The sequence below is a fragment of the Rhizobium sp. BK049 genome (assembly GCF_014193135.1).
Lineage (GTDB): Bacteria > Pseudomonadota > Alphaproteobacteria > Rhizobiales > Rhizobiaceae > Rhizobium.
Genome location: NZ_JACHYV010000002.1, coordinates 315,937 through 338,405 on the forward strand (window position 1 = coordinate 315,937; position 22,469 = coordinate 338,405).

Below are 22,469 nucleotides of genomic sequence, written 5' to 3' on the forward strand. Positions count from 1 at the left end.
CTGCCGGACTATCACGAAAATCTGAAATGTTCGTTGAAACCATAAGGCGAATTGTTGGAGGTGGCAGCCCGTCCGTTGCGGTGCTGTCCGGACCTCGGCTGCGCTACGGCGTTTCGCTGGTGCTGCTTGGAAGATTAGAGGATGTCCGGATTCAAGACGAGGGGAGCCCCACGAAAGAACGAGGGCGAGCGTGCTGTCGCATCGCTCGCCCTGTCTCGCTCTTCAGGCGGTGACGATCAGCAGCGGAACGCTGACGACCAGACCGACCATAACTAAGGTGAGCGTCACGACCCTCATCAAGCGCAGGCGCCGCGTACGCTCCCCACTCCAATCATATGCCATAGCTTCCGTCTCCTTGGGACAAGGAAGTAGTCCCGGTCAGACCGGTTCAATAGAGATGACGCGATTTGCTTGCGTAAGGCTGGATAGTATGAGGGATGTCTAATTCTCTAGAGGCGCAGCGACCAGCGCTGTCCATTGCTGGTCATCCGAACGACCACCAGCGGCTCGACATCGATGAGCCAGAAGGAGGGGAGGGGAGCCTGAAGCACATGCGCAATCGCTGTTCTTATAATCGATGCATGGGTGACGGCTATCACATGACCGCCGAGCGTGGATTGTTCATCCATCCAGCCGGCGACGCGCGTCCGCAGACCGAGAAAACTGTCGCCGCCATGTGGGGCGGCTTCCGGATCGCTCATCCAAGCCATGAGGTTCTCCGGCTCTTCGGTGCCGATTGCCGCAATCGGCCTGCCGGCCCAGCGGCCATTGTCGCAGTCGGCAAGCCGCTGTTCTATTTGAGCGTCGAGACCGAGGGCTGTAGCGGTCTGGCGGGCACGCAAAGCCGGGCTCGTGACGATCCGGTCGGCGCGAGGCAGGGCGGTCATCCGGCCGGCTTCTTCAGCGGCCTTGTCTTCCAGCGGCTCATCCAGCGGGAACAGGGCCTTGCGGCTCGCCGCCGTGGCGCCGTGACAGATCCAGGTGAGGCGGGTATTCACGGTTGTTCCGATCTTCGCAATATGGTGGGGACGACCCTTCGCCGGCGTCTCGAAGTTTCGTTGACAGTCTCTTCGGCGTCCAGATATAACCGTGCTGTTGCGGGTTTGGAAGCCGGTGGAAATCCGGCGCGGTCGCGCCACTGTGACCAGCGTTTCGAAGTTCTTTACGCTGGAAGTCAGACCCTGCCGCACAACACTCTTTCGACTGAACGCGTCATTCCGGAGGGATACATGTCTGACACCACTTTCGCGCCCGTTGCGGCACCGGCGCCAATCCCTGTAGGGGAAATCCTGCCCTGGGCGGTTTTCGGCGGCCTGCTGATGCTCATCGTTCTTTATTTCGTCGGCACCGAGGAAGGCGCGATGGCGCTGTTCAACGGCATGTATGTGCACGAATTCGTGCATGACGGCCGCCATCTGCTCGGCTTTCCCTGCCACTAAAGCGCATCGCGATCTTTCAGATTCGCTTTTCGCGCTTTAGGTCTTTGTTTACGCATGTCGTTATCGCAAAACCGCTGCACACTTTTGCGCGACATGCTTAGGGGGAATATTGACATGGTTGGAAAGCTTCTGCTTCGCGGCATGCTCGCGGGCCTGATTGCTGGTATCCTCGTTTTCGCTTTCGCCCATATCTTCGGCGAGCCGCTGGTCGATGCGGCAATCGCCTTCGAGGAGGCGAGCGCCCAGGCGGCGGGCGAAGCTACCGAACCTGAAATCGTCAGCCGGGCCACGCAGGCTGGTCTCGGCCTTTTCACCGGCGTCATGGCCTACAGTATCGCCGTCGGAGGGCTCTTTTCGCTCGCCTTCGCCTTGGTACATGGCCGCTTCAGCAGCCTCTCGGCGCGCGGCACCTCGGCCGTTATCGCCATTGCCGCCTTCGTGGCAGTGGTGTTTGTTCCCGGAATCAAATATCCGGCCAACCCCCCGGCGGTCGGCAATCCCGAAACGATCGGCGTCAGGACCGAGCTGTTCTTCCTGATGATTGTCGTTTCGCTCACCTCGCTGGTTGCCGCGGTCGCGCTGTCGCGCCGCCTTGGCGAGCGCTTCGGTCTCTGGAACGGCGCGATCATCGCCGGCATCGCCTATCTCGTCTTCATCGGCTTCGTGCTTTATCTGTTGCCGCCGATCAACGAGGTGCCCGAGAATTTCTCGGCGATGGTACTCTGGCGGTTCCGCACCACCTCGCTCGGCATGCATGCGATCCTTTGGGCAACGCTCGGTCTGGTTTTCGGAGCGCTGGCAGAAAGGGGTCTTGCCGCCAAGAGTGGACTGCGGTCGGCGTTCCGGTGATGCAGCATATTGGCAGGTTTGCTTTTCTCGGTCTCATCGCGAGCCTGTTGCCAATGTTTATCGGAAATGCTTTCGGCCATGGGAGCAGCTCTGGCGGCTCCGATACCGGGCTCGATATTCCGGCAATTTCCCACGGCGAGATGGCGATCATTTCGGAGTATCGCAGCAGCATCAGCATGCTGGCGTCACGGGCGGCCGATACGAACGAATCGTTCCGGCGTGTCCTGAACTACGCCGAAATCCAGTATTCCTATTGCCTCTGGGGTCGGATGCCCGGCAGCGTGACGGACGAGGAGAGCCCGTTCAACCAATGCGCCCATGCCTATCTCGCGGCGACGAAAGCCGTGCTGCTGGCGATGCGTGAGATGCCGCGGGAGGCAACCGCGGCGGGCGAAATCATCTCGGCCATCGACGCCGAGATGGCGGGTCGCGGGCTTGCCTTCATTACCTGCCAGTTCAGCGGCGAGGCATTCAATACCGCCAATATCGTCAAGCCGAGTTGGAGCAAGGTGCCGCTTCATCCTGCCAGCATGGCGTCCCTGACGGCGTTGGCCGCCATGTTGGGGCTTGCCATCCTGACGCTTCCCCGCCGCTTCCTGCGGCCGAAGGCTCAGTCGTCGGAATAGCGCTGCTCGCGCCACGGATCGCCATACATATGGTAGCCGTTCTTTTCCCAGAAGCCGGCCTCGTCGGCGGCGAGCAACTCGATGCGGCGCAGCCATTTGGCGCTTTTCCAGAAATAAAGATGCGGCACGACGAGGCGCATTGGGCCGCCGTGCTCCGGTGTCAGCGGCAGGCCGTCCCAGGAGGTCGCCAGGATCGCATCCTCGGCGGCGAAATCGGCGAGCGGCAGATTGGTGGTGTAGCCGTCATAGCTCGTCAGCATCACGTAGGCTGCTTCCGGGTTCGGCATGGCGCGATCGAGCAGATCCCGCGTCGAAACGCCTTTCCAGTTGTTGTCATAACGCGACCAAGTGGTGACGCAGTGGATGTCGCTCACCCCAGTGCTCTGCTCCATCGCCTGGAAATCGGCCCAGGTGAGGGTGAGAGGCGTTTCGACCAAACCACGCACTTCAAGCCGCCAGCTCTCGGTTGAAATGACCGGCTGCTGGCCGAGATCGAGCACCGGCCAATTCTTGACGAGGTGCTGGCCGGGCGGCAGGCGCTCGGTCTCGGGCCTGCTGATGCGCCCGGTCAGGAACTTGCCCTCTGACGCCCAGCGGCGCTTGGAGTTGGTGAGTTTGCTGTCGGCGGGCGTCTGGTCGTCGCTCATGAATGGGTTTCCTTGCGGTGCAGCAATAGGACATCCGTCCCTGCCGAGTGTCAAGTTCCGGTGAGCCCTTGGAAATCCTCGCTTGCCTCATTAAACTGAGCCGTCGGGCATGCCTTGCTGGGGAGTGAAGGCAGAAAGGGAGGAGCCGGATCTGTCTTCGAAATATCGTGCCATCGCGGCGCTGCTGCTGGTGCCGCTCGTCATCTTCGCCTTCTTCACCTATGGAAGCGCGATTGCGACGCGCGCCTATATGCAGGAGGCTTCCGCTCAGGCGGGAACGGCGCTGCGCCTCGCCGTCTCGGCGCTCAGCGGCCACCTCAACCGCTACGAGGCGCTTCCGGCGCTGATCGCCGATCACGACGATATCAAGGAACTGGTGAGCGCGCCCAACGATATGGCGCTGCGTGATGCGGCCAATCTCTATCTCAAGGAGATCAACGGGCTTTTAAAATCCTCCGACATCTATGTGGTGAAGCCGGACGGGGAGACGATCGCGGCGAGCAATTACGATGGACCGGGGAGCTTCGTCGGCCAGAATTTCAATTACCGGCCCTATTTCCAGGAGGCGATCGAAGGCCGGCAGGCGCGGTTTTACGCACTTGGCACCACATCGCTAAAGCGAGGATATTATTTTTCGGCTCCGATCAGGGTCGGTGCGGACATTCGCGGCGTCATCGTCTTCAAGGTCGATATCGACATGATCGAATCCTCCTGGAGCGGTGGCGAATACAAGATCTTCGTCTCCGATCCCGAGGGCATCATCTTCATGTCCGGCAGCCCGGAATGGCTCTATGGCGCGATCCTGCCGCTGACCGCCGATCGTATTGCCCGGACCGAGGCGTCGCGGCGATACGCCAATGCGAAGCTGACGGCGCTGCCGGTGACGCGCCATCGCTTCGAGCCGCATGATCTGATGACGCTTGCGAGTGATCGGGGCGCAAGCGAGTATCTGGTGCTGTCGCATTACATGCCGGCCGAGGACTGGACGGTGAATGTGCTGATGGAGACAAGCTCCATCCGCGCTCAGGCGCGCACCGCGCTTGTCGCCGTCTTTCTCATCCTTTGCATCGCCGGCCTTGCTGTCGCGGTCATTCGCCAGCGGCGGGCGCGACTTGCCGAGCGCATGCAGATGCAGGCCGAAGCGCGGGGTGAGCTCGAGCGGCGGGTGGAGGAGCGCACGGCGGATCTTGCCCGCGTCAATAGCCGCATCGAGGAGGAGATCGCCGAGCGGCGGTTGACCGAGCAGCAGCTTCGCCAGACCCAGGCCGATCTCATCCAGGCGGGCAAACTCGCTGGGCTCGGGCAGATGTCGGCTGCCCTTTCGCATGAATTCAATCAGCCGCTCGCCGCCGCCAAGACCTATACGGACAGTGCCTCGGTGCTGATCGATCGAGGCCGGACGGAGGAGGCGCGCGACAATATAAGGCGGATCGGCGGGTTGATCGACCGCATGGCCGCGATCAGTCGGCACCTGCGCAATTTTGCCCGCAAGCCGAACGAGAAGCTCGGGCCCGTTTCACTCGACGAGGCGATGCGCGATACACTCGAGATCATCGCCTGGCGGCTGAAGGCGGCGGACGCCGAGCTCCGGCTCGATCTCGGAACGCAGCCGCCGGTGGTGCGCGCCGGCTCGGTGCGGCTGCAGCAGGTGCTGGTGAATGTGATCTCCAACGCGGCCGATGCGGTGGAGGGGTTGGATGACAGGCGCATTGAGGTTTCGGCCTTCGAGGAGGCCGGCAAGGTGGTGCTGACGGTGCGCGATCACGGACCCGGCGTGTCGGCGGCGATCGCCGAGCGCATCTTCGATCCCTTCTTCACGACCAAGGGTGTCGGCAAGGGGCTCGGCTTGGGGCTTTCGATCTCCTACAACATCGTCAAGGATTTCGGCGGCAGCCTGACGGCTGCCAATCATTCCGAAGGGGGCGCGGTGTTCCGCATCGAGCTGCAATCGGCGGCAGGGCTGATTCCGGAGGCGGCTGAATGAATGATGCGAAGATCCTGCTCGTCGACGACGAGGAAGAATTGCGCCGCTCGACTGCGCAGGCGCTGGAACTCTCCGGCTTCAGCGTCGAGACCTTTTCGAGCGGCGAACATGTGCTGGAGCTGATTGGCTACAGTTTTCCCGGCGTCGTCGTCAGCGATATCCGAATGCCCGGCATTGATGGCATGACTTTGATGCAGAAGATCCGTGAGATCGATCAGGAGGTGCCCGTGATCCTCGTCACCGGCCACGGCGATGTACAGCTCGCGGTCAAGGCGATGCGCGAAGGCGCCTATGATTTCATCGAGAAGCCGTTCACGCCTGAAATGCTCGCCGGCGTCATTCGCCGAGCGATGGAGCGGCGCGGGCTGGTGCTCGAAAACCGACTGCTGAAGGCGGTTGCCGGCAAACGCGACGACATCGAGGCGCGGCTGCCGGGGCGCACGCAGGTGATGGTGGATCTGCGCTATCGCATCCGCGCGATCGGCGCCAGCGATGCCGATACGCTGATCGTCGGTGATACCGGGGCGGGCAAGGAGGTCGTGGCCCGCGCACTTCACGATATCAGTGCCCGGGCGAGCCGGCCGTTCATTGCGATCAATTGTGCCGCGCTGCCGGCGAACCTCATCGAAAGCGAGCTCTTCGGCCATGAGGCCGGCGCCTTTCCCGGCGCCGTCAGGCCGCGTTACGGCAAGTTCGAACATGGCCGCGGCGGCACCATCCTGCTCGACGAGATCGGCTCTATGCCCTTCGACCTGCAGGCGAAGTTCTTGCGGGTGCTGCAGGAGCGGGTGATCTCCAGGCTCGGATCGAACGAGGTCGTGCCGCTCGACGTGCGCTTCATCGCGACGAGCAAAGTCGACCTAGAGGCGGAGGTAGCCGCTGGCCGCTTTCGCGCCGATCTGTTTTACCGACTGAACGTCGCGACGCTGCATGTGCCGTCGCTGTCGCAGCGGCGGGCGGACATTCCGCTGCTTTTTCTGCAGTTGGTGCGGGAAGCGGCTGCCCGCTACGGCCGCGACGAGGTGGCCGTGCCGCCGGAGGTGATCTCCGACATCGCCCAGCGCGACTGGCCCGGCAATGTGCGTGAGTTGAGGAATGCCGCCGACCGTCTGGTTCTGGGTCTCGACAATGGCGGACGGCATACCGAGGAGGCAATCGGACTTGCAGAGCGGGTCGCCGAATTCGAGCGAGGGATTATCGCCAGCGCGCTCGTGGCGCATGGCGGCAGCCTCAGGCCTGTTTATGAATCCCTCGGCATCTCCCGCAAGACCCTTTACGAAAAGATGCAGAAATACGGCCTCGACAAGCGGATGCTGACTACCGAAAGCTGATCCTCGTTTGCGTCGTGCATTCTCCGGGACAATGGTGCTCCAGCCCCGGAACGTTGCGCGTTGGGTGGAAATCCACCCATCGCCTATGCCGTTTGTTTCCAAATCGACCCATGCTGCATTGCACCGCCGCAGAATCATCTTGCGGAAGCGACGGTAATGATTGCGGCGCGATTTCTCTCGGCGGCAAATAGGTCATCCCCGGCACGGAGGATGTGTCGGCGGGGTTGCTGTTTCATCAGGGAGGAAACGATGAAAATCCTGAAGGCCGTGCTCGGCCTGACCGCGGCTGCCGCGGTTTCTCTTCTTGGCGGTGTCGCTTCGGCGCAGACCTATCCCGAGCGCACCATCACCATGGTCGTCCCCTTTGCGGCGGGCGGCCCGACCGATACCGTCGCACGCTTGGTGGCGGAATCCATGTCGAAGGATCTCGGTCAGCAGATCGTTGTCGAAAATGTCGGCGGTGCCGGCGGTACGCTCGGCGCCGGCCGCGTCGCGAACGCTGATCCCGATGGCTATACCATTCTTTTGCACCATATCGGCATGGCGACCAGCGCCACGCTCTATCGCAAGCTCGCCTACGACACGCTCGGCGCCTTCGAATATGTCGGACTCGTCACCGAGGTGCCGATGACGATCGTCGCACGCAAGGATTTCGAGCCGAGCGATCTCAAGGGACTGATCGACTACGTTAAGGCGAACAAGGACAAGGTGACGGTCGCCAATGCCGGCATCGGTGCGGCTTCGCATCTCTGCGGCATGATGTTCATGAGCGCCATCCAGACGCCACTCACGACCGTACCCTATAAAGGAACCGGCCCTGCGATGACGGATCTGCTCGGCGGCCAGGTCGATATCATGTGCGACCAGACCACCAACACGACGAAACAGATTAAGGGCGGCACGATCAAGGCCTATGCGGTGACCTCGCCGAAGCGTCTCGAGGTGTTGAAGGATGTACCGACGGCTGTCGAAGCCGGCCTGCCGGGCTTCGAAGTGGGCATATGGCACGGCATCTACACACCGAAGGGTACGCCGGCCGCGATCAACGAGCGCCTGTCCAAGTCGCTGCAGCTGGCGCTGAAGGATCCGAATGTCAGCGCCCGCTTCGCCGAACTCGGCACGGCGCCGTCTTCCGATGCAGATGCAACGCCTGCTGCTTTGAAAGCCAAGCTCGAAAGCGAGATAGCCCGCTGGAAGCCGGTGATCGAGGCTGCCGGGGAATATGCGGACTAGTGAGGGATGTGCCAGGAATAGCCCCTCACCCTAACCCTCTCCCCTAAACGGGGAGAGGGGACGTGCCATGCGAGACGTGGCGGGGGACGGAGAGGCTACGGCATGTTCCCTTCTCCCCGCGAGCGGGGAGAAGGTACCCGCAGACGGATGAGGGGCCATCGCGGCAGTGACGGCATCACGAGAACCATCTCCAACTTCAGGAGACACCATGAAATCTATCAGTCTCGATAGCACCAATGCGATCTGCGGTGCGCTTTTCGTCGCGATCGGCGCTTTCTTTGCCTATCAGTCGGTCGGGCTCGACCTCGGCACGGCATTGCGCATGGGCCCCGGCTATTTTCCGTTTATCCTTGCCTGCGCGCTGATACTTCTCGGCGCGATCATCTTCATTCAGGCGCTGCGTGTGGAGGGGGAGCCGGTCGATCCCTTCGCCTGGCGCGGTATGCTCTTCATTCTGCCGGCTCCCGTCTTCTTCGGATTGACGGTGCGCGGGCTCGGATTTGCGCCGGCGCTGTTCTTCACCGCCTTTATCGCCTGCTTTGCGTCGCGCAAGATGAATCTGGTGTTCGCGGTCATCCTGTCGCTGCTGCTGACGGTCTTTTCGGTCGCCGTCTTCAGCTATGGGCTCGGACTGCCGTTCGAGCGTTTCGGCCCCTGGGTCCGGTTCTAGGAGGCGGCGATGGATCTTTTCAGCAATCTCGCGCTCGGCTTTGCCACGGCGGCAACGTTCGATAATCTCCTCTTCTGCCTGATTGGCGTGCTGCTCGGCACGCTGATCGGCGTACTGCCCGGTATCGGCGCCACGGCGACGATCGCCATGCTTTTGCCGATCACCTTCCAGCTCGAGCCGGTCTCCTCACTCATCATGCTCGCCGGCATCTACTACGGCGCGCAATATGGCGGCTCGACAACGGCGATCCTCATCAACATGCCGGGCGAATCCTCCTCGGCCGTCACCGCGATCGACGGCTATCAGATGGCGCGCAAGGGCAGGGCGGGGGCGGCGCTGGCGATTGCCGCGCTCGGCTCGTTCTTCGCCGGTACGGTCTCGACCTTCCTCGTTGCGGTCTTCGCGCCGCCGCTGACCGACATCGCGCTGCAATTCGGATCGGCTGAATATTTCTCGCTGATGATCGTCGGCCTCGTTTCCTCGATCGCGCTGGCGCATGGCTCGGTCGTCAAGGCGCTGGCGATGGTGGCGCTCGGGCTGCTGCTCGGCCTCGTCGGCACCGATATCTATACCGGCACGCCGCGTTTTACGCTCGGCATCCGTGAATATGCGGACGGGCTGAATTTCGTCGCGCTCGCCGTCGGCGTCTTCGGCGTCGCTGAAATCCTGCGTAATCTCGAGGGAGAGTCGACAAGAACGGTGCTGATGGCCAAGGTATCGGGCCTCTTGCCTTCGCGCCAGGAATTCAAGGAGATGATCGCGCCCATCATTCGCGGCACCGCCATCGGCTCGGCGCTCGGCATCCTGCCGGGTGGCGGGGCGATCCTCGCTTCCTTCGCCTCTTATACGGTGGAAAAGCGCTTGTCGAAGACGCCGAAGGAATTTGGCCAGGGCGCGGTTGCCGGCGTCGCAGGGCCGGAATCGGCCAATAATGCCGGAGCGCAGACCTCATTCATTCCGTTGCTGACGCTCGGCATTCCGGCCAATCCGGTGATGGCGCTGATGATCGGCGCCATGATCATCCAGGGCATCGTGCCAGGCCCGAACGTCGCCACCGAGCAGCCGGCGCTGTTCTGGGGCATCATCGCCTCGATGTGGATCGGCAATCTGATGCTCGTCATCCTCAACCTGCCGCTGATCGGGCTTTGGGTGAAGCTGTTGACGGTGCCTTATTACGTACTCTTCCCCATCATCATGGCCTTCTGCTCGATCGGGGTCTACAGCGTCAATTCCAACGTTTACGACCTCTATGCCGTCGCCTTCTTCGGCCTCATCGGCTATGTGCTGGCCAAGCTGCGCTGCGAACCGGCGCCGCTGCTGCTCGGCTTCGTGCTCGGCCCGCTGCTGGAGGAGAATCTCAGGCGCGCCATGATCCTGTCGCGCGGCGACCCCAGTACCTTCATCACTCGGCCGATCAGCGCCACGCTTCTGGCAATCGCGGTCGCCGTGCTCATCGTCGTCTTCCTGCCGAGCGTCAGGAAGAAGCGCGAGGAGGTATTCGTCGAAGAAGCTTGAGGGTTGAACTCGCCAGCTGTTTGATGAAAAACGAATGATCTGACGCGGGCGCCGTTCGGGCGCCCGTTTCACATGGAGGGATATCCAGCCCATGAGTATTCCTGCCCGGATCAACGACGATCTGCCGTTCCTCACCGCCTTGCGCCGCGATCTGCACGCCCATCCGGAACTCGGTTTCGAGGAAGAGCGCACCGCCGGTATCGCCGCGAAGCTTCTCGAGGAGGCCGGCATCACCGTGCATCGCGGGCTCGCCGGCACCGGCATCGTCGGCACGCTGCAGGTCGGCAATGGCACGCGCAGGATCGGGCTGAGAGCCGATATGGATGCGCTCGCCATGCCTGAAATGGCGGAGCGGCCCTATAGATCGACAGTGCCCGGAAAGATGCATGCTTGCGGCCATGACGGCCATACGGCAATGCTGCTCGGCGCCGCGCGGTATCTGGCGGCGACGCGGAATTTTTCCGGTACCGTGCATTTTCTCTTCCAGCCGGCCGAAGAAGGCCGCGGCGGGGCGAAGTGTATGGTCGAGGAGGGGCTCTTCCGGCTTTTTCCCTGCGATGCCGTCTATGGCCTGCACAATATGCCGGGGCTTGCGGTCGACGAGATCGCCGTGGTCGAGGGACCGCAGCTCGCCTCCTCCGACAGCTGGCGCATCACCTTTCGCGGCGTCGGCACGCACGGCGCCAAGCCGCATCTCGGCCGCGATCCGATCACGGCAGCCGGTACTTTCCTATCATCGCTGCAGACGATCGTCGGCCGCGTGGTCGACCCGCTGCAGCCCGCGGTCGTCAGCGCCTGCTTTCTGCAGGCCGGCGATGCCAAGGCGTTGAACGTCATTCCCGATATTGTGGAGATCGGCGGAACGGCACGGGCCTATTCGCCTGAGGTGCGCGACCAGCTGGAGACCGAGATCGCCCGGTTGGCGAGTGGGACGGCTGCGATGTACGGCGTATCGGCCGACTATCGTTTTGAGCGGCGGATACCGCCTGTCGTCAATGATGCGGATGCGACATCACGGGCGCTTGCCGCCGCCGGCATCGTCTTTGGTGAAAAAGTGCGGAGGAGTTTTCCGCCATCGACGGCCGGAGATGACTTTGCCTTCTTCGCTGAGAATGCGCCGGGCTGTTATGTCTGGCTGGGCAATGGACCGGCGGTTGACGGTGCGCTGCACCACAACACGGCTTATGATTTCAACGATGAGGCGCTTGGATACGGGGCGGCTTACTGGGTGGCGCTGGTGGAGGGGGAGTTGAAGGTTTAAGCGATGTCCATTGCTCCGTTTTCGCTGTCTTGCGGCGCTGCGGCAGTCACGCACGACTTTTTGGAAGTGAGGCGTCGTTCCACACTAGTTGACGGGCCAGACAAATAGCAGCGCCGGCACGCTGACGAGAATAATCAACGCCGACAGCGGCAAGCCGAGCCGCGGATAATCGGAAAACTTGTAACCGCCAGGACCGAAGACGAGCGTGTTGCACTGATGGCCGACGGGCGTGAGGAAGTCGCAACCCGCGCCAATGGCCACCGCCATCAGGAAGGCTTCCGGTTTGAAGCCTAGACCCGTTGCGAAGCCTGCGGCGATCGGTGCCATGACAAGAACCGTTGCAGCGTTGTTGAGGAAGGGAGTAACGGCCATGGCGGTCACCAAGATCAGGCCGAGCGCACCCCATGCCGGCAGATTCATCGCCGCCCCACTCAGCCAGCCGGCAATCAGATCGCTGCCGCCGGAGGTGCGCAACGAATCCGAGACGGGAATAAGGGCTGCGAGCATTACGAGGATCGGACCATCAACCGATCTATAGACATCCGCGAGTGGAACAGCTCGGAAAACGACCATGCCCAGGGCGGCTGCGAAGAAGGCCACCGGAACCGGCGCGAGGCCGGCCGCGGTCGTTGCCATCGCGAGCGCCAGGATAAGAAGCGGAATGAAGGCACGGCGGCGGGTGCCAAGCAGCACCTCGCGCTGTGCGAGTGGCAGCAGGCCGAAATCCTGCAGAAGGGCAGTCAGGCTTTTCCGGTTGCCTTGCAGAAGGAGCACATCACCGGTGCTGATGGTCAAGTTTCCAAGACGTTCCTTGAGGCGTTCACCGCGCCGGCTAATCGCCAAAAGGTTGACGTCGCGCGTGTAGGAAAGCGCCAATTCTTTGGCCGAAAGGCCAGCGAGGGATGATTCCTGACTAACGATTGCCTCAAGCGAAATGATGTCTGCTTCCGGATGGCCGCCTTCCGCCAGAGGCTTGCCGGAAAGCTTCAATTTCCCCTGGGATACAATGCGGTCCATCGCTGCCGATGGACCTTCCAGCATGATAATATCCTCAGTGCGAAGCGTGAGATCAGGGAATGCAGCCATTCGGGTACCACCCCGTAGCACAGCCGTGGCTATGACCTCACCATCACCGAGCTTCAGGAGATCGCTCAGCGCCTGCTCAACCAGAGTTGACTGGTCTGTGATCGCGACTTCGCTGGTGTAATTCTTGATTTCGATTGCATCTTCAATCGAGCTGTTCTGCTTGGTGCGGCTTGGCACCAGCCAGTGGAAGAACAAGAGGAAGGTGATGCCAACAATCGTGAGAACACCACCTGTCGGCGTGAAGTCAAACATGGTGAAGGAGGTCCCCGTCATCTCCTCCCGCAATCGTGAAACGACGATGTTGGGCGAGGTGCCAATCTGCGTCATCAATCCGCCAAGTAAAGCGGCAAACGACATCGGCATCAGGTATTTTGAAGGAGAGGCGCCGGATTTTTTCGCGAACTTGAAGGCGACCGGCATCATGATCGCAAGCGCGCCGATATTTTTAATGAAAGCAGAAAGCATCGCCACCGCAATCATCAATAGCGCAAGCTGCGTGTAGAACGTGTCCAGGTTCGGGAAAAATCTCTTGATTGCCGAATCCACAATGCCTGACCGCGCTACGCCTGCGCTGACGACCAGTGCGCTGCCAACGATAATGACGATGTCATCCGAAAATCCGGAAAACGCTTTTTCCGGCGGCACAATGCCCGTCGCGACTGCCAATACAAGCGCACAACACGCGACAACATCATAGCGGAAGCGATCCCATATAAAGACCGCCATCATGAGCCCGATGACAGAAAAGGCGATTATCTGTTGTGTTGTCATGCGGCCCTGGGAAGAGGCTGGGATGTTGCGAACAGCCGAGCTGAAAATGATATTCAGAAACGCTGTAACGTCTGTGCAAGTTCCTCGGCACCAACTCCGGGGCCCGAACCTCTGGATCTGCGGAGATACTCTCGGTTTTACGAGAAAAAACTCAACCTCCGATAAGGTTCTCCCCGGCGGCACCTCACCCATTTTGGTGATGGAACTAAACTGCTTAGCCGTGGTTCGGCGAGCTTTCACGGTTTCGAAGCATAAGGGAAATCCTTTGAACGAGCTGCATCACGAATTCCAGCTACGAAGAGATTTTCTGCCGAGAGCCGAGGAGGACCAGTGGCCTCAACCTGAGCCTGCGGCATTGTCGGTGCACAGTCCACCGGACCTGCAAAGATCGCTGTCGCCCCGCCCATTAGTGGTTGATCTTGACGGCACCCTGGTCCGATCCGACTTGCTAATAGAGGCGGCCTTCTCGGAGCTTAGCCGTCGGCCCCATTCGATCGTCGATTTCATCAGGTCGCTTTCCGCGGGAAAGGCATGTCTGAAGCACCGCCTGTCTCAGCCGGCGGATTTCGATCCATCCATCCTTCCCTATGACGCGGAAGTGCTGAAGGTCATCAAGACCGCACGGGAGGAGGGGCGTTCGGTTTATCTCGCTTCTGCAACCCACGAGCGCCTGGTTTGCGCGGTTGCAGACCACCTCGGCCTCTTCACCGGCTGGTTTGCAACAAGCGAGACGATGAATTGTGTCGCCGAGCTAAAGGCGGCAAAACTCGTCGCCGCCTTCGGAGAGGGTGGCTTCGACTATATCGGCAACGACTCGGCCGACTTGGCAGTCTGGCGCCACGCCGCAAAGTCTTATGCCATAAGGACATCGGCGGCAGTTGCGCGAGCGCTTTCGTACCAATGCGAGAACGTCGAGCATCTGAGCCACGACAAACCGACATGGCGGACTTGGGCGCGTTCGTTGCGAGTGCATCAATACGTCAAGAACGCGTTGGTATTTGTCCCGCTGCTGACAAATCAACTCTTTGAGCTCCATAGCCTTGCGAATGCCTGCTTGGCTTTGGTGGCTTTTTCGCTCTGTGCCTCGGGCGTTTATCTCCTGAACGACTTGGTCGATCTGCAGGACGACCGCCGCCATAAAACCAAATGCCGCAGACCCCTTGCCTGTGGCGAGATACCGCTGTCGCGCGCCGTTCTGGCAATCCCGATCCTGCTTTTGCTGGCGCTAACGGTCGCCGCCATGGTTTCATCGGTCTTTGTGCTCGTGCTGGCGGGATATTTCGCCTTGACCACCGCCTATTCTTTCTTCCTCAAGCGGAAGATGATCCTGGACGTGGTGGCTCTCGCCTCCCTTTACACCACACGGGTGATCGGCGGCGCTGCCGCCGTCTCGGTGTGGCCATCTCCCTGGCTGCTTGCCTTCATGATGAGCTGGTTTCTCTCGCTCGCTTTGGTGAAGCGATACACCGAGCTCATTTCGCGACGCGCCGCGCACCTGCCGGACTCCAGAAACCGCGATTACAGGAAGGCGGATATCGGTATGGTGGGTGCCCTGGCAGCTGGAGCAGGAATGAACGCGCTGACGTTATTTGCCCTCTATGCCGCAAGCGACAGTGCCCAAGACATCTACACTAGGCCAGCTATGCTGTGGTTGGCCGGGCCGATCCTTGCCTGCTGGATTGCCCGCATCCTCATGCTCGCCCATCGGGGGCAGATGCATGACGATCCAGTCGTCTTCGCGATGAAGGACAAGGTCAGCCTTGCCACGCTCGGCGTTGCCGGCGCACTTGTCATCGCCGCGATGTGAGGTGGTCGCATGGGTCGTCAGTGTTCAGAGCGAAGCACTTCTGCCAGCCTCGCAACCCGCTACCTCGCCTTTGCCATGCTCTCCACGGCCGCCAATTTCGCGGTCCAGGCTAGTGTCATGCAGCTGGCCCCGTCGCCGAGCCTCATGCCATCTATGCTCGCAGGGACTGCTGCCGGCTTCGGCTTGAAATACGTCCTCGACAAAAGATGGATCTTCTTCGACGGCTACACGTCATACGGCGACGAGATGCTCAAGGTGGCGCTTTACGGCCTGTTCAGTGTTCTGACGACGCTCATATTCTGGGGGTTTGAAATTGCTTTTTGGACGGTCTGGAAGACGGACCTCGCAAAATACACCGGCGGAGCGCTCGGCTTGGCGATCGGCTACATCTCCAAATACGCATTGGACCGGAAATTCGTCTTCAAACCAGAGGAGGCGTGACAAACTCATGGAGGGCTGGGGACGCTATCCGCACCATGAGAGCGAGGCGATCGACTGCCGGCTGCCGGAAGCGCTTGCAGGCACCGTGGCGGCTCGCGTGGGACTGATCGGGCGCGGAAATGGGCGCTCGTATGGTGACGCGGCGATCGGCGAACACTCCACCTTAATGTGCCGTGGGCTGAGCCGGATTCGGAGCTTCGATCCCACCAATGCGACGCTGACCGTGGAAGGGGGCGTAATGCTCTCGGACATTCTGCGCTCGTTTGTCCCGAGAGGCTATTTTCCGCCTGTGGTACCGGGCACCAAATTTGTCACAGTCGGCGGGATGATCGCCTCTGACGTGCACGGCAAGAACCATCATCGCGACGGCGGGTTCGGTGACCATGTCAGCGAGCTCAAGCTGGTGGTCGCCGGCGGAGAGATCCTCACCTGTAGCCGCACGCGCAACCCTGAGCTTTTCTTCGCGACGGTCGGTGGCATGGGCATGACCGGGATTATCGCGGAAGCGACCTTCCGCTTGAGACCGATCGAATCCGGCTGGATCGCGCAAAAGACGATCGTCACGAAAAACCTTGGCGAGGCGTTGAAGGCGCTGCAGCAGACCGAGGATGCCACTTATTCGGTTGCCTGGATCGATTGCCTTTTGCAAGGCGCTTCCCTTGGACGCTCGCTGATTTTCGCCGGCGAACACGCGTCGCTGGACGAGGTCGGCGGCATGCCGAAGGCCGATCGTTTTGCAGCGGAAAACGCGGGGAGGTTTTCACTGCCATTCGATCTGCCGCAATGGGTGCTCAACAAAACAAGCGTAGCAGCCTTCAACGAGCTTTATTTCAGGGCGGGAGCGCGAAAGGCGGCCAAGACGTCGCTGGTTCACTGGGATAAATACTTCTTTCCATTGGACGGTATCTTTGAATGGAACCGGCTTTATGGCAGGAGGGGCTTTCTGCAGCATCAGTGCGTGGTTCCTGCCGAGGATGCGCTGGCAGTCCTGAGTGGCATTCTCGAGCGCTTTGCGCGCTCGGGAAAAGGCTCCTTTCTTGCCGTTCTGAAGAAGCTGGGGCGCGGGAGCGGGCTGCTGTCCTTTCCTGCCCCGGGCTACACGCTCGCACTCGACCTTCCCGTCACGCAGGAAGTGTTCCGGCTGCTCGACGAAATCGACGAGCTGGTTGTCAAGGCAGGGGGGCGGCTCTATCTCGCCAAGGATGCACGACAGTCACGTCACACATTCGAGGCCGGTTACCCTCGGCTGGCTGCGTTCAAAGAGCTACGCAAAATAACGGGCGCCGATCGTCACTTTAATTCCCGCTTGGCAAAGAGGCTCGGCATATGACGGGGATCTGCAAGACATTGCTCCTGATAGGCGGGACGTCGGATATCGGTCGCGCGACGGCGCTGATCTATGCGGAGGCCGGATGGAATGTGATTCTCACCGGACGAAAGCTTTCCGCCGTACAGCGCGAAGCCGACGACATCAGCGCGCGGATCGGCGCTAATGTCCTGGTGCACGAACTCGATATCCTCGCCACGAGCCACTTCGAAGATTTTGTGGGCGTCGTTTCGCCTCTGCCCGACACGGTGGTCTGCGTTGTCGGCGAACTGGGCGAGCAGTCTCGCGCTGAACGGCAGCTCGAGCACGCCGCCATGATCATGCGGACGAACTTCGAAGGACCAGCTTTGCTTCTTGGCCTTCTGGCAGAACGTTTTGCGGCAAGGGGATCAGGTACCATCGTCGGCATAAGCTCCGTCGCCGGAGATCGCGGACGCGCGTCCAACTATGTCTATGGCGCCGCAAAAGCCGGGTTGACCGCCTACTTGTCCGGCCTGAGAAACCGGCTGTCCGGGTCCGGCGTGCGCGTGCTCACTGTGAAGCCGGGTTTGGTTCGGACACGCATGACGCATGGCATGAAGCTGCCGCCGCTTCTCACAGCCGAACCTCGGGAGGTCGCGCAGAAGATCTTTACTGTCGCGGAGGGAGGCAGAGGCGGGGACGTCGTCTATGTCAGACGCATATGGCGGCCGCTCATGACGGCGATCCGGTTAATCCCGGAACCGATCTTCAAGAGGTTGCGGCTGTGACGGAACCAGGCAATCACGCCGCTTACGCGGCCATCGGAACGAGCGCAGGTGCCAGCAAGCGACCGGCGGCGAGGATACGGCGGTTGCTGTCGGCCGAAGGCGCAATCATTCTAACAGCATTGGCCTGCGCAGCCATGCTTGCCCTGCCCGGGAGGACCATCAACGCCGCCTTTATCAATGACGTGCTGGTCTTTATCGACGGTGCGCACCGCATCACGTTCGGTCAGGTGCCGAATCGCGATTTCCACACGGCGCTCGGGCCACTCGTCTTTTATCTTCCGGCGGCTGGATATCAACTGACGGGGAATTTCGGCGCTGCCATACCGGTCGGAATGGCTATTGTTGTCGTCGCCTTCATCCCGGCGATGATCCGCATTCTCGTGTCCCGCCTCAGCCCGTCATTGGCGGCCGCGCTCGGCATATTCCTCATTCTCATCCTCGCGGCGCCGATTAATCTCGGCAGTTCCATCTGGTATCCTTCCTTCGCGATGTTTTACAACCGCTTCGGTTGGGTCGCGCTTGGCCTGCTGCTGGTGATGTATCGGACGCCGCAGCCCGCGCGCGGGCGAAGCGATGCCGCCGATGCTCTTGCCGCCGTCTTTCTTCTGCTCGTCTCATTCTACACCAAGGCGACCTACGGGCTTGCTGGAACCGCCTTGCTCGTGATCATCCTATTGGATCGGCAGCAGCGTCGCTGGGTCGTGACCGCCCTGCTGCTGACGGGGCTGGCCATGATCGCCATCGAGTTCTTCTGGGGCGGAACCGCTCAGCACATTGAGGATCTGCGGGCGGCGGCGCGTGTCAGCGGCGGCCATGATCTCGGCAGCATCCTGAAGAACCTACGTGAGAACCTTTCCGACCTCGTCGTATTTGCGACCTTCGCTTTGATCGCCATCTGGCAAACCCGCAGCTTCCGAGATTTTCTCTTCTCCGGGTTCTGCGTGGGCGCCGGCTTGGCGATCATCAACCAGAACGCCCACAGCTGGGGCATCATCACGCTCTACTGCGGCGCAGTCGTTCTGGCGCAGAAAGCCGCGTGGCTTCAGCAAGGTGATGAAGGGAGACGGGCGGGAGGTTTGGCTCTTCCTGCCACGGCTCTGCCGCTGCTTGCGACCTTGTTCCTGTTGCCGCCGATCGTACACCACGCCGCAGCTCTCATTCTGCACACATCGCTTGCGGCTGAGAAAGCAGGGAAATCTCTCGGGCTGCCGCGTTTCGACGATGTTCGGGAGATCGATCCGCCCGGCGGCGAGCCTGACTTCATAAGGCGTTATCTCGACGACATCATCACCGGGGGAAGTCTGCTGCAGGCATTGCCGGTACCGCCGGAGCGCGTTTTCGTGCTTGATTTCGCCAATCCTTTTTCAGCGGGGCTCGGCATTCGTCCGCCTACCGGTGACTCCGCATGGTTTCACTGGAACCGCAATATCAACGAGAAAGCCTACATCCCACCGGAAGTGCTCTTTGCGGATGTAAAGTTCGTCATGGTGCCAAAAACAGGAATCAACAGCCTGCCGCTGCAGGCGCTGTACGGCCCGTTTCTTTCGGCTCGGTTCGAGGTCGTTCAGAAAACATCCGAGTGGACGATCTACCAGTGGCGCCAGGCGAAGACGCAAAGCGAGGTGCAGTGACTGAGACGGAAAGGTCGGTGGAAACGGCAGACGCCGCATCGCCCCTGGCGTCACGGTTGAGCCGGTCGTGGGTTGTCATCGTCGGCATGGGTTTCGTTCTCGCCGCCCTTCTCGCTTTGCCTGGCCGAACGGCGACGACCAAGTACGTCAACGACCTCTTCGTTTTCCTGGATGGTGCTCATCGCATCGTGCGTGGCCAGGTGCCGAATGTGGATTTCCATTCGTCGCTTGGGCCGCTGACATTTTATATTCCCGCTGCCGGCTATGGCTTGTCGGTCAATCTGGGCGGCGCGATGCCGTCTGGAATGGCGATAGTGGTCCTCCTGCTTACTGCCATTGCCGCGGAAATCGTGAGCGGCCGGATGCATAAGGCGTTCGGACTTCCGCTTACGCTCTTCCTGCTCCTGATAGTTGCGGCTCCCGCGAATCCGGGCGAGCGGATAGGGGAGCTAACTTTTGCCATGTTCTACAACCGGATTGGATGGGCGTCGCTCGGCTTTTTGCTGGTGATGTATCTGCCTCGATTGCCGGCCGCCGGGAGTAGCAAAGCAGTCGATGCGGCATGCGCCAGTTTCCTTGTGTTGCTGATGCTCTACACCAAAATCACCTATGGGATCGTAGGGCTTGGCTTCCTATTGTTCATGCTTTTCGATCGTCGCCAGATCGGTTGGGTGAGGTTGGCGCTGGGGATGATCGCCTTCAGCGTCATCGGGATTGAAGTCGTCTGGCGCGGCGGGTTCAACTACCTTGCTGACCTTGGTCTTTCAGCAAAGAACAGTGGCGGCGTTCTGACGTTGACCGCCCTCGGTCATTTGGTACGGAACAATCTCGCCGACCTTCTTGTCTATCTGACAGTCGTGCTCATCGTGCTCAGCCTGACGCCGAGCTATCGGCATCTGCTCTTCGTTGCCTTCTGCGGCACGACCGGACTCCTCTTGATTGGGCAGAACTTCCAGACCGTCGGTATTCTGACTCTGGGTGCAAGCGCCGCCATCATCACGGAAAGCCTCTTTCGCGCCAAGCTGCTCTCCCGATTCGGGAAAGCGCGGTTCGCGCTGCCGCTACTCGTGGGATTCCTGTTATTGCCCGCCGCCGTCGGCAACGCTGCATCATTCGCAATTCACGCCTATTACGCTGCCGGCGGCCGAGGCAAAGCGATCCCGCTGCCGGCGTTTTCCGAGATCAGGCTCGTTGAGATGTGGAGCTCCGGCCAATACGAATATTTCGAGGAATACAACAGGACACTGGTGGACGCCTCGGCCATCCTGTCGCAACTCATGTCTGGTGACGAGCGCGTCGTGGTTCTCGATTTCGTCAATCCCTTCTCCGCCGGCCTGGGGCTGACGCCGCCCGCGGGCGACAGCGTCTGGTATCATTGGGGGCGAACTCTTGGGCCGTATGATCATCCGGCCGCGGAAGAGATGTTCGCCGACGTCGATCTTATCCTCGATCCGAAATGGCCGATCGAGATCTGGACGGGCAACGGGCTGCGCGATCTTTATGCCCACTATATCGCCCGCCACTATGCGCTGGTGCGGGAGACGGCCGATTGGCGCATTTACCGCAGAAAGGCTTCCTGAGCGGGCGCAGCCTGTTTTTTCACCTCCGCGGCGATCAAGGCCGATGAGCATCAGTTCGAGCGCGCAGGCGCAAATCGACCCTGCGCTGCCAAACGGGTAGCAGGAAAAGCGTGTAGTGGATTCATCCGAGCGGCGAAGCCAGCGGGATGCCAACAGCACGAAGCCACTCACTGCGACGACCGCCAGGAACAGGAATGCCGAAATTAGTGGATTTTGGCGCCGTATGCTCCAGTTCTGTGTGCTCGTCGCGGCCTCGTCATCAGCATGTCGCGGAGTGGCCCTGCTGCGTCATCGCAATCCGATTGCTCCGTCTGTCTTTGACGCTTGCTAACTCTCCCTTGATGCGGATGTCCCGGCCGGTCTGCAGCAGCGCGGCCGGGCGGCCGTCCCGACTTACGACAGCTTCCTGATGGTGCTGTAAATGATGTTACGGTTGGCACCGAACCAGACTGTCTTCTCAACCGTGTTTTCCGCCGCACTACTATTGGCAATACGCCACATGTCGGCCTCGGAACGCTGGAGGAGCTCCCAGTTCATGTAGGATTCCATGTATCCGTCATCCGCCATCTCATCGGAGAAGTTGGCAAATAGAAAGACGCCGCCCGGTTTCAGCATTTCCATGCAAATCTGCGTGAGCCGGATTGCTACTTTATCGGCAAGGTAATCGTACAGCCCTGCTGCGTAGATCAGATCGAAGGTGCCAAGCTGATGTTTGCGCGCGAGCAAACCGCGCACCGATCCGTCGATAGGCTCGACAGAAGTCCCATGGAATTGGCTCGCGATCGAACCAATACTTTGCGGATCCTGATCAAGAGCAACCCAGCGCTTAAGGCGGCCTTCTGCAAGCGCCTTTGATGCCTCCGCTTCGCGAAGGTGACCCGCGGCGATTGCCAGAACCTCGGTGTCCGATCCCCTTCGCGCAGCGGTGTCATCAACGTAGCGGGTCAGAATGTCGCGACGTTCCCTGACCGCTACCGGGCCGGGCGCATTGATCGTGTATTCAAAGATATCCAGGCCGAGAAGCGTGGATCTGGCAACTTCTTCGGCGACCGCCGGATGCCCATAAATAAAGTCTATAAGACTGGCGTCACCGGAATAGCCGCGAGGTTTTTCAAAGGACCAACGAGTGAACGGGCACTGCTGCAGAATCTTTGCCGAGGGATGGGCCTGAATGAATGGAATGAGCTTTTGCCATACAGCAGTACCGAATTTTTGGCGGACGTCATGAAGCTGGCCGATCAACCACCTGACTGCACCAGGCAGGTCTTTCCCGGCGCTGAACCGCTGCATTGCAATGTTGATGAGAATCGCAAACTCGGCCTCTGCCGTCCGCAGGAGGTCCGTTTCATTATGGTGGTGAGGTGAGGGGAACTTTTTGCTGACTGACTGCGGTGTAATCAAGCTTTGGCCATCAAGAGAAAAGAGGGGCTGAGCCACGGAAACCTCATTGGGGATAATGATTTAAACATTGAGTAAAATCTTCATCATTCTCATGAAGGTCAAGCGTCAAGGTTGGGGCGCA

The 22,469-nt window shown here is 60.5% G+C and carries 19 protein-coding genes and 1 riboswitch; of the genes, 15 read left to right on the forward strand and 4 right to left on the reverse strand.

All coding sequences use genetic code 11. The features are described 5' to 3' along the window. Positions 1-449: 449 nt before the first annotated feature. Positions 450-998 carry a histidine phosphatase family protein gene (locus tag FHT70_RS03430; protein ID WP_183698917.1) on the reverse strand — a complete coding sequence of 183 codons (549 nt, stop codon included), beginning with the start codon at positions 996-998 and terminating at the stop codon, positions 450-452. A gap of 56 nt (positions 999-1,054) precedes the next feature. After that, positions 1,055-1,204, forward strand: a riboswitch (cobalamin riboswitch). Between the two features lie 25 nt (positions 1,205-1,229). Between FHT70_RS03430 and FHT70_RS03435 the strand changes: the two genes are divergently transcribed. From FHT70_RS03435 to FHT70_RS03445, 3 genes are all read left to right on the forward strand, one after another. Then, positions 1,230-1,439 (forward strand): CbtB domain-containing protein, encoded by a 210-nt coding sequence (locus FHT70_RS03435; protein ID WP_085779300.1) that lies wholly within the window; start codon positions 1,230-1,232, stop codon positions 1,437-1,439. A gap of 114 nt (positions 1,440-1,553) precedes the next feature. Beyond that, complete coding sequence (locus FHT70_RS03440) at positions 1,554-2,288, forward strand: CbtA family protein (RefSeq protein WP_183698919.1); 735 nt, start codon at positions 1,554-1,556, stop codon at positions 2,286-2,288. A 53-nt stretch (positions 2,289-2,341) separates the two neighbouring features. Next, positions 2,342-2,914: a hypothetical protein gene (locus FHT70_RS03445; RefSeq protein WP_246721719.1), complete on the forward strand. Its 573-nt coding sequence runs from the start codon at positions 2,342-2,344 to the stop codon at positions 2,912-2,914. Here FHT70_RS03445 and FHT70_RS03450 read toward each other — a convergent pair. After that, a complete protein-coding gene (locus tag FHT70_RS03450; protein WP_183698923.1) occupies positions 2,899-3,561 on the reverse strand; it encodes a sulfite oxidase-like oxidoreductase in 663 nt (220 codons plus the stop codon). The two genes, FHT70_RS03445 and FHT70_RS03450, sit on opposite strands and share 16 nt — an antisense overlap. A gap of 109 nt (positions 3,562-3,670) precedes the next feature. On the opposite strand from FHT70_RS03450, the gene FHT70_RS03455 reads away from it, so the two are divergent. The 6 genes from FHT70_RS03455 (at position 3,671) to FHT70_RS03480 (ending at position 11,555) form a co-directional block, all read left to right on the forward strand. Next, positions 3,671-5,545: a sensor histidine kinase gene (locus FHT70_RS03455; protein WP_259668404.1), complete on the forward strand. Its 1,875-nt coding sequence runs from the start codon at positions 3,671-3,673 to the stop codon at positions 5,543-5,545. Continuing rightward, positions 5,542-6,876 (forward strand): sigma-54 dependent transcriptional regulator, encoded by a 1,335-nt coding sequence (locus FHT70_RS03460; RefSeq protein ID WP_097597379.1) that lies wholly within the window; start codon positions 5,542-5,544, stop codon positions 6,874-6,876. The genes FHT70_RS03455 and FHT70_RS03460 overlap by 4 nt, the downstream gene beginning before the upstream one ends. A 249-nt stretch (positions 6,877-7,125) precedes the next feature. Next, entirely contained in the window at positions 7,126-8,109 is a 984-nt protein-coding gene (locus FHT70_RS03465) for a tripartite tricarboxylate transporter substrate-binding protein (protein WP_183698925.1), read from the forward strand. Positions 8,110-8,317: 208 nt separating this feature from the next. Continuing rightward, entirely contained in the window at positions 8,318-8,779 is a 462-nt protein-coding gene (locus FHT70_RS03470) for a tripartite tricarboxylate transporter TctB family protein (RefSeq protein ID WP_097597384.1), read from the forward strand. 9 nt (positions 8,780-8,788) lie between these two features. Next, positions 8,789-10,294 (forward strand): tripartite tricarboxylate transporter permease, encoded by a 1,506-nt coding sequence (locus tag FHT70_RS03475; protein ID WP_064804722.1) that lies wholly within the window; start codon positions 8,789-8,791, stop codon positions 10,292-10,294. A 91-nt stretch (positions 10,295-10,385) separates the two neighbouring features. After that, positions 10,386-11,555 (forward strand): M20 aminoacylase family protein, encoded by a 1,170-nt coding sequence (locus FHT70_RS03480; protein ID WP_183698927.1) that lies wholly within the window; start codon positions 10,386-10,388, stop codon positions 11,553-11,555. Positions 11,556-11,639: 84 nt separating this feature from the next. Here FHT70_RS03480 and FHT70_RS03485 read toward each other — a convergent pair whose 3' ends face one another. Further along, a complete protein-coding gene (locus FHT70_RS03485; protein ID WP_183698929.1) occupies positions 11,640-13,412 on the reverse strand; it encodes an SLC13 family permease in 1,773 nt (590 codons plus the stop codon). Positions 13,413-13,677: 265 nt separating this feature from the next. Between FHT70_RS03485 and FHT70_RS03490 the strand changes: the two genes are divergently transcribed. From FHT70_RS03490 to FHT70_RS03515, 6 genes are all read left to right on the forward strand, one after another. Continuing rightward, the gene (locus FHT70_RS03490) at positions 13,678-15,219 is read left to right on the forward strand and encodes a UbiA family prenyltransferase (RefSeq protein ID WP_097597390.1); all 1,542 of its coding nucleotides are present in this window, start codon (positions 13,678-13,680) and stop codon (positions 15,217-15,219) included. A gap of 9 nt (positions 15,220-15,228) precedes the next feature. Then, a complete protein-coding gene (locus FHT70_RS03495) occupies positions 15,229-15,660 on the forward strand; it encodes a GtrA family protein (protein WP_097597391.1) in 432 nt (143 codons plus the stop codon). Positions 15,661-15,667: 7 nt separating this feature from the next. After that, positions 15,668-16,990 (forward strand): FAD-binding oxidoreductase, encoded by a 1,323-nt coding sequence (locus FHT70_RS03500; protein WP_183698931.1) that lies wholly within the window; start codon positions 15,668-15,670, stop codon positions 16,988-16,990. Continuing rightward, positions 16,987-17,736: an SDR family oxidoreductase gene (locus tag FHT70_RS03505; RefSeq protein WP_183698933.1), complete on the forward strand. Its 750-nt coding sequence runs from the start codon at positions 16,987-16,989 to the stop codon at positions 17,734-17,736. The genes FHT70_RS03500 and FHT70_RS03505 overlap by 4 nt, the downstream gene beginning before the upstream one ends. Beyond that, entirely contained in the window at positions 17,670-19,367 is a 1,698-nt protein-coding gene (locus FHT70_RS03510) for a hypothetical protein (RefSeq protein ID WP_210282703.1), read from the forward strand. Before FHT70_RS03505 ends, FHT70_RS03510 begins: the two co-directional genes overlap by 67 nt. Before the next feature lie 86 nt (positions 19,368-19,453). Continuing rightward, a complete protein-coding gene (locus FHT70_RS03515; protein WP_246721727.1) occupies positions 19,454-20,947 on the forward strand; it encodes a hypothetical protein in 1,494 nt (497 codons plus the stop codon). Positions 20,948-21,340: 393 nt separating this feature from the next. On the opposite strand, the gene FHT70_RS03520 is transcribed toward FHT70_RS03515, so the two are convergent. Further along, the gene (locus tag FHT70_RS03520) at positions 21,341-22,384 is read right to left on the reverse strand and encodes a class I SAM-dependent methyltransferase (protein ID WP_183698937.1); all 1,044 of its coding nucleotides are present in this window, start codon (positions 22,382-22,384) and stop codon (positions 21,341-21,343) included. Positions 22,385-22,469: the final 85 nt, after the last annotated feature.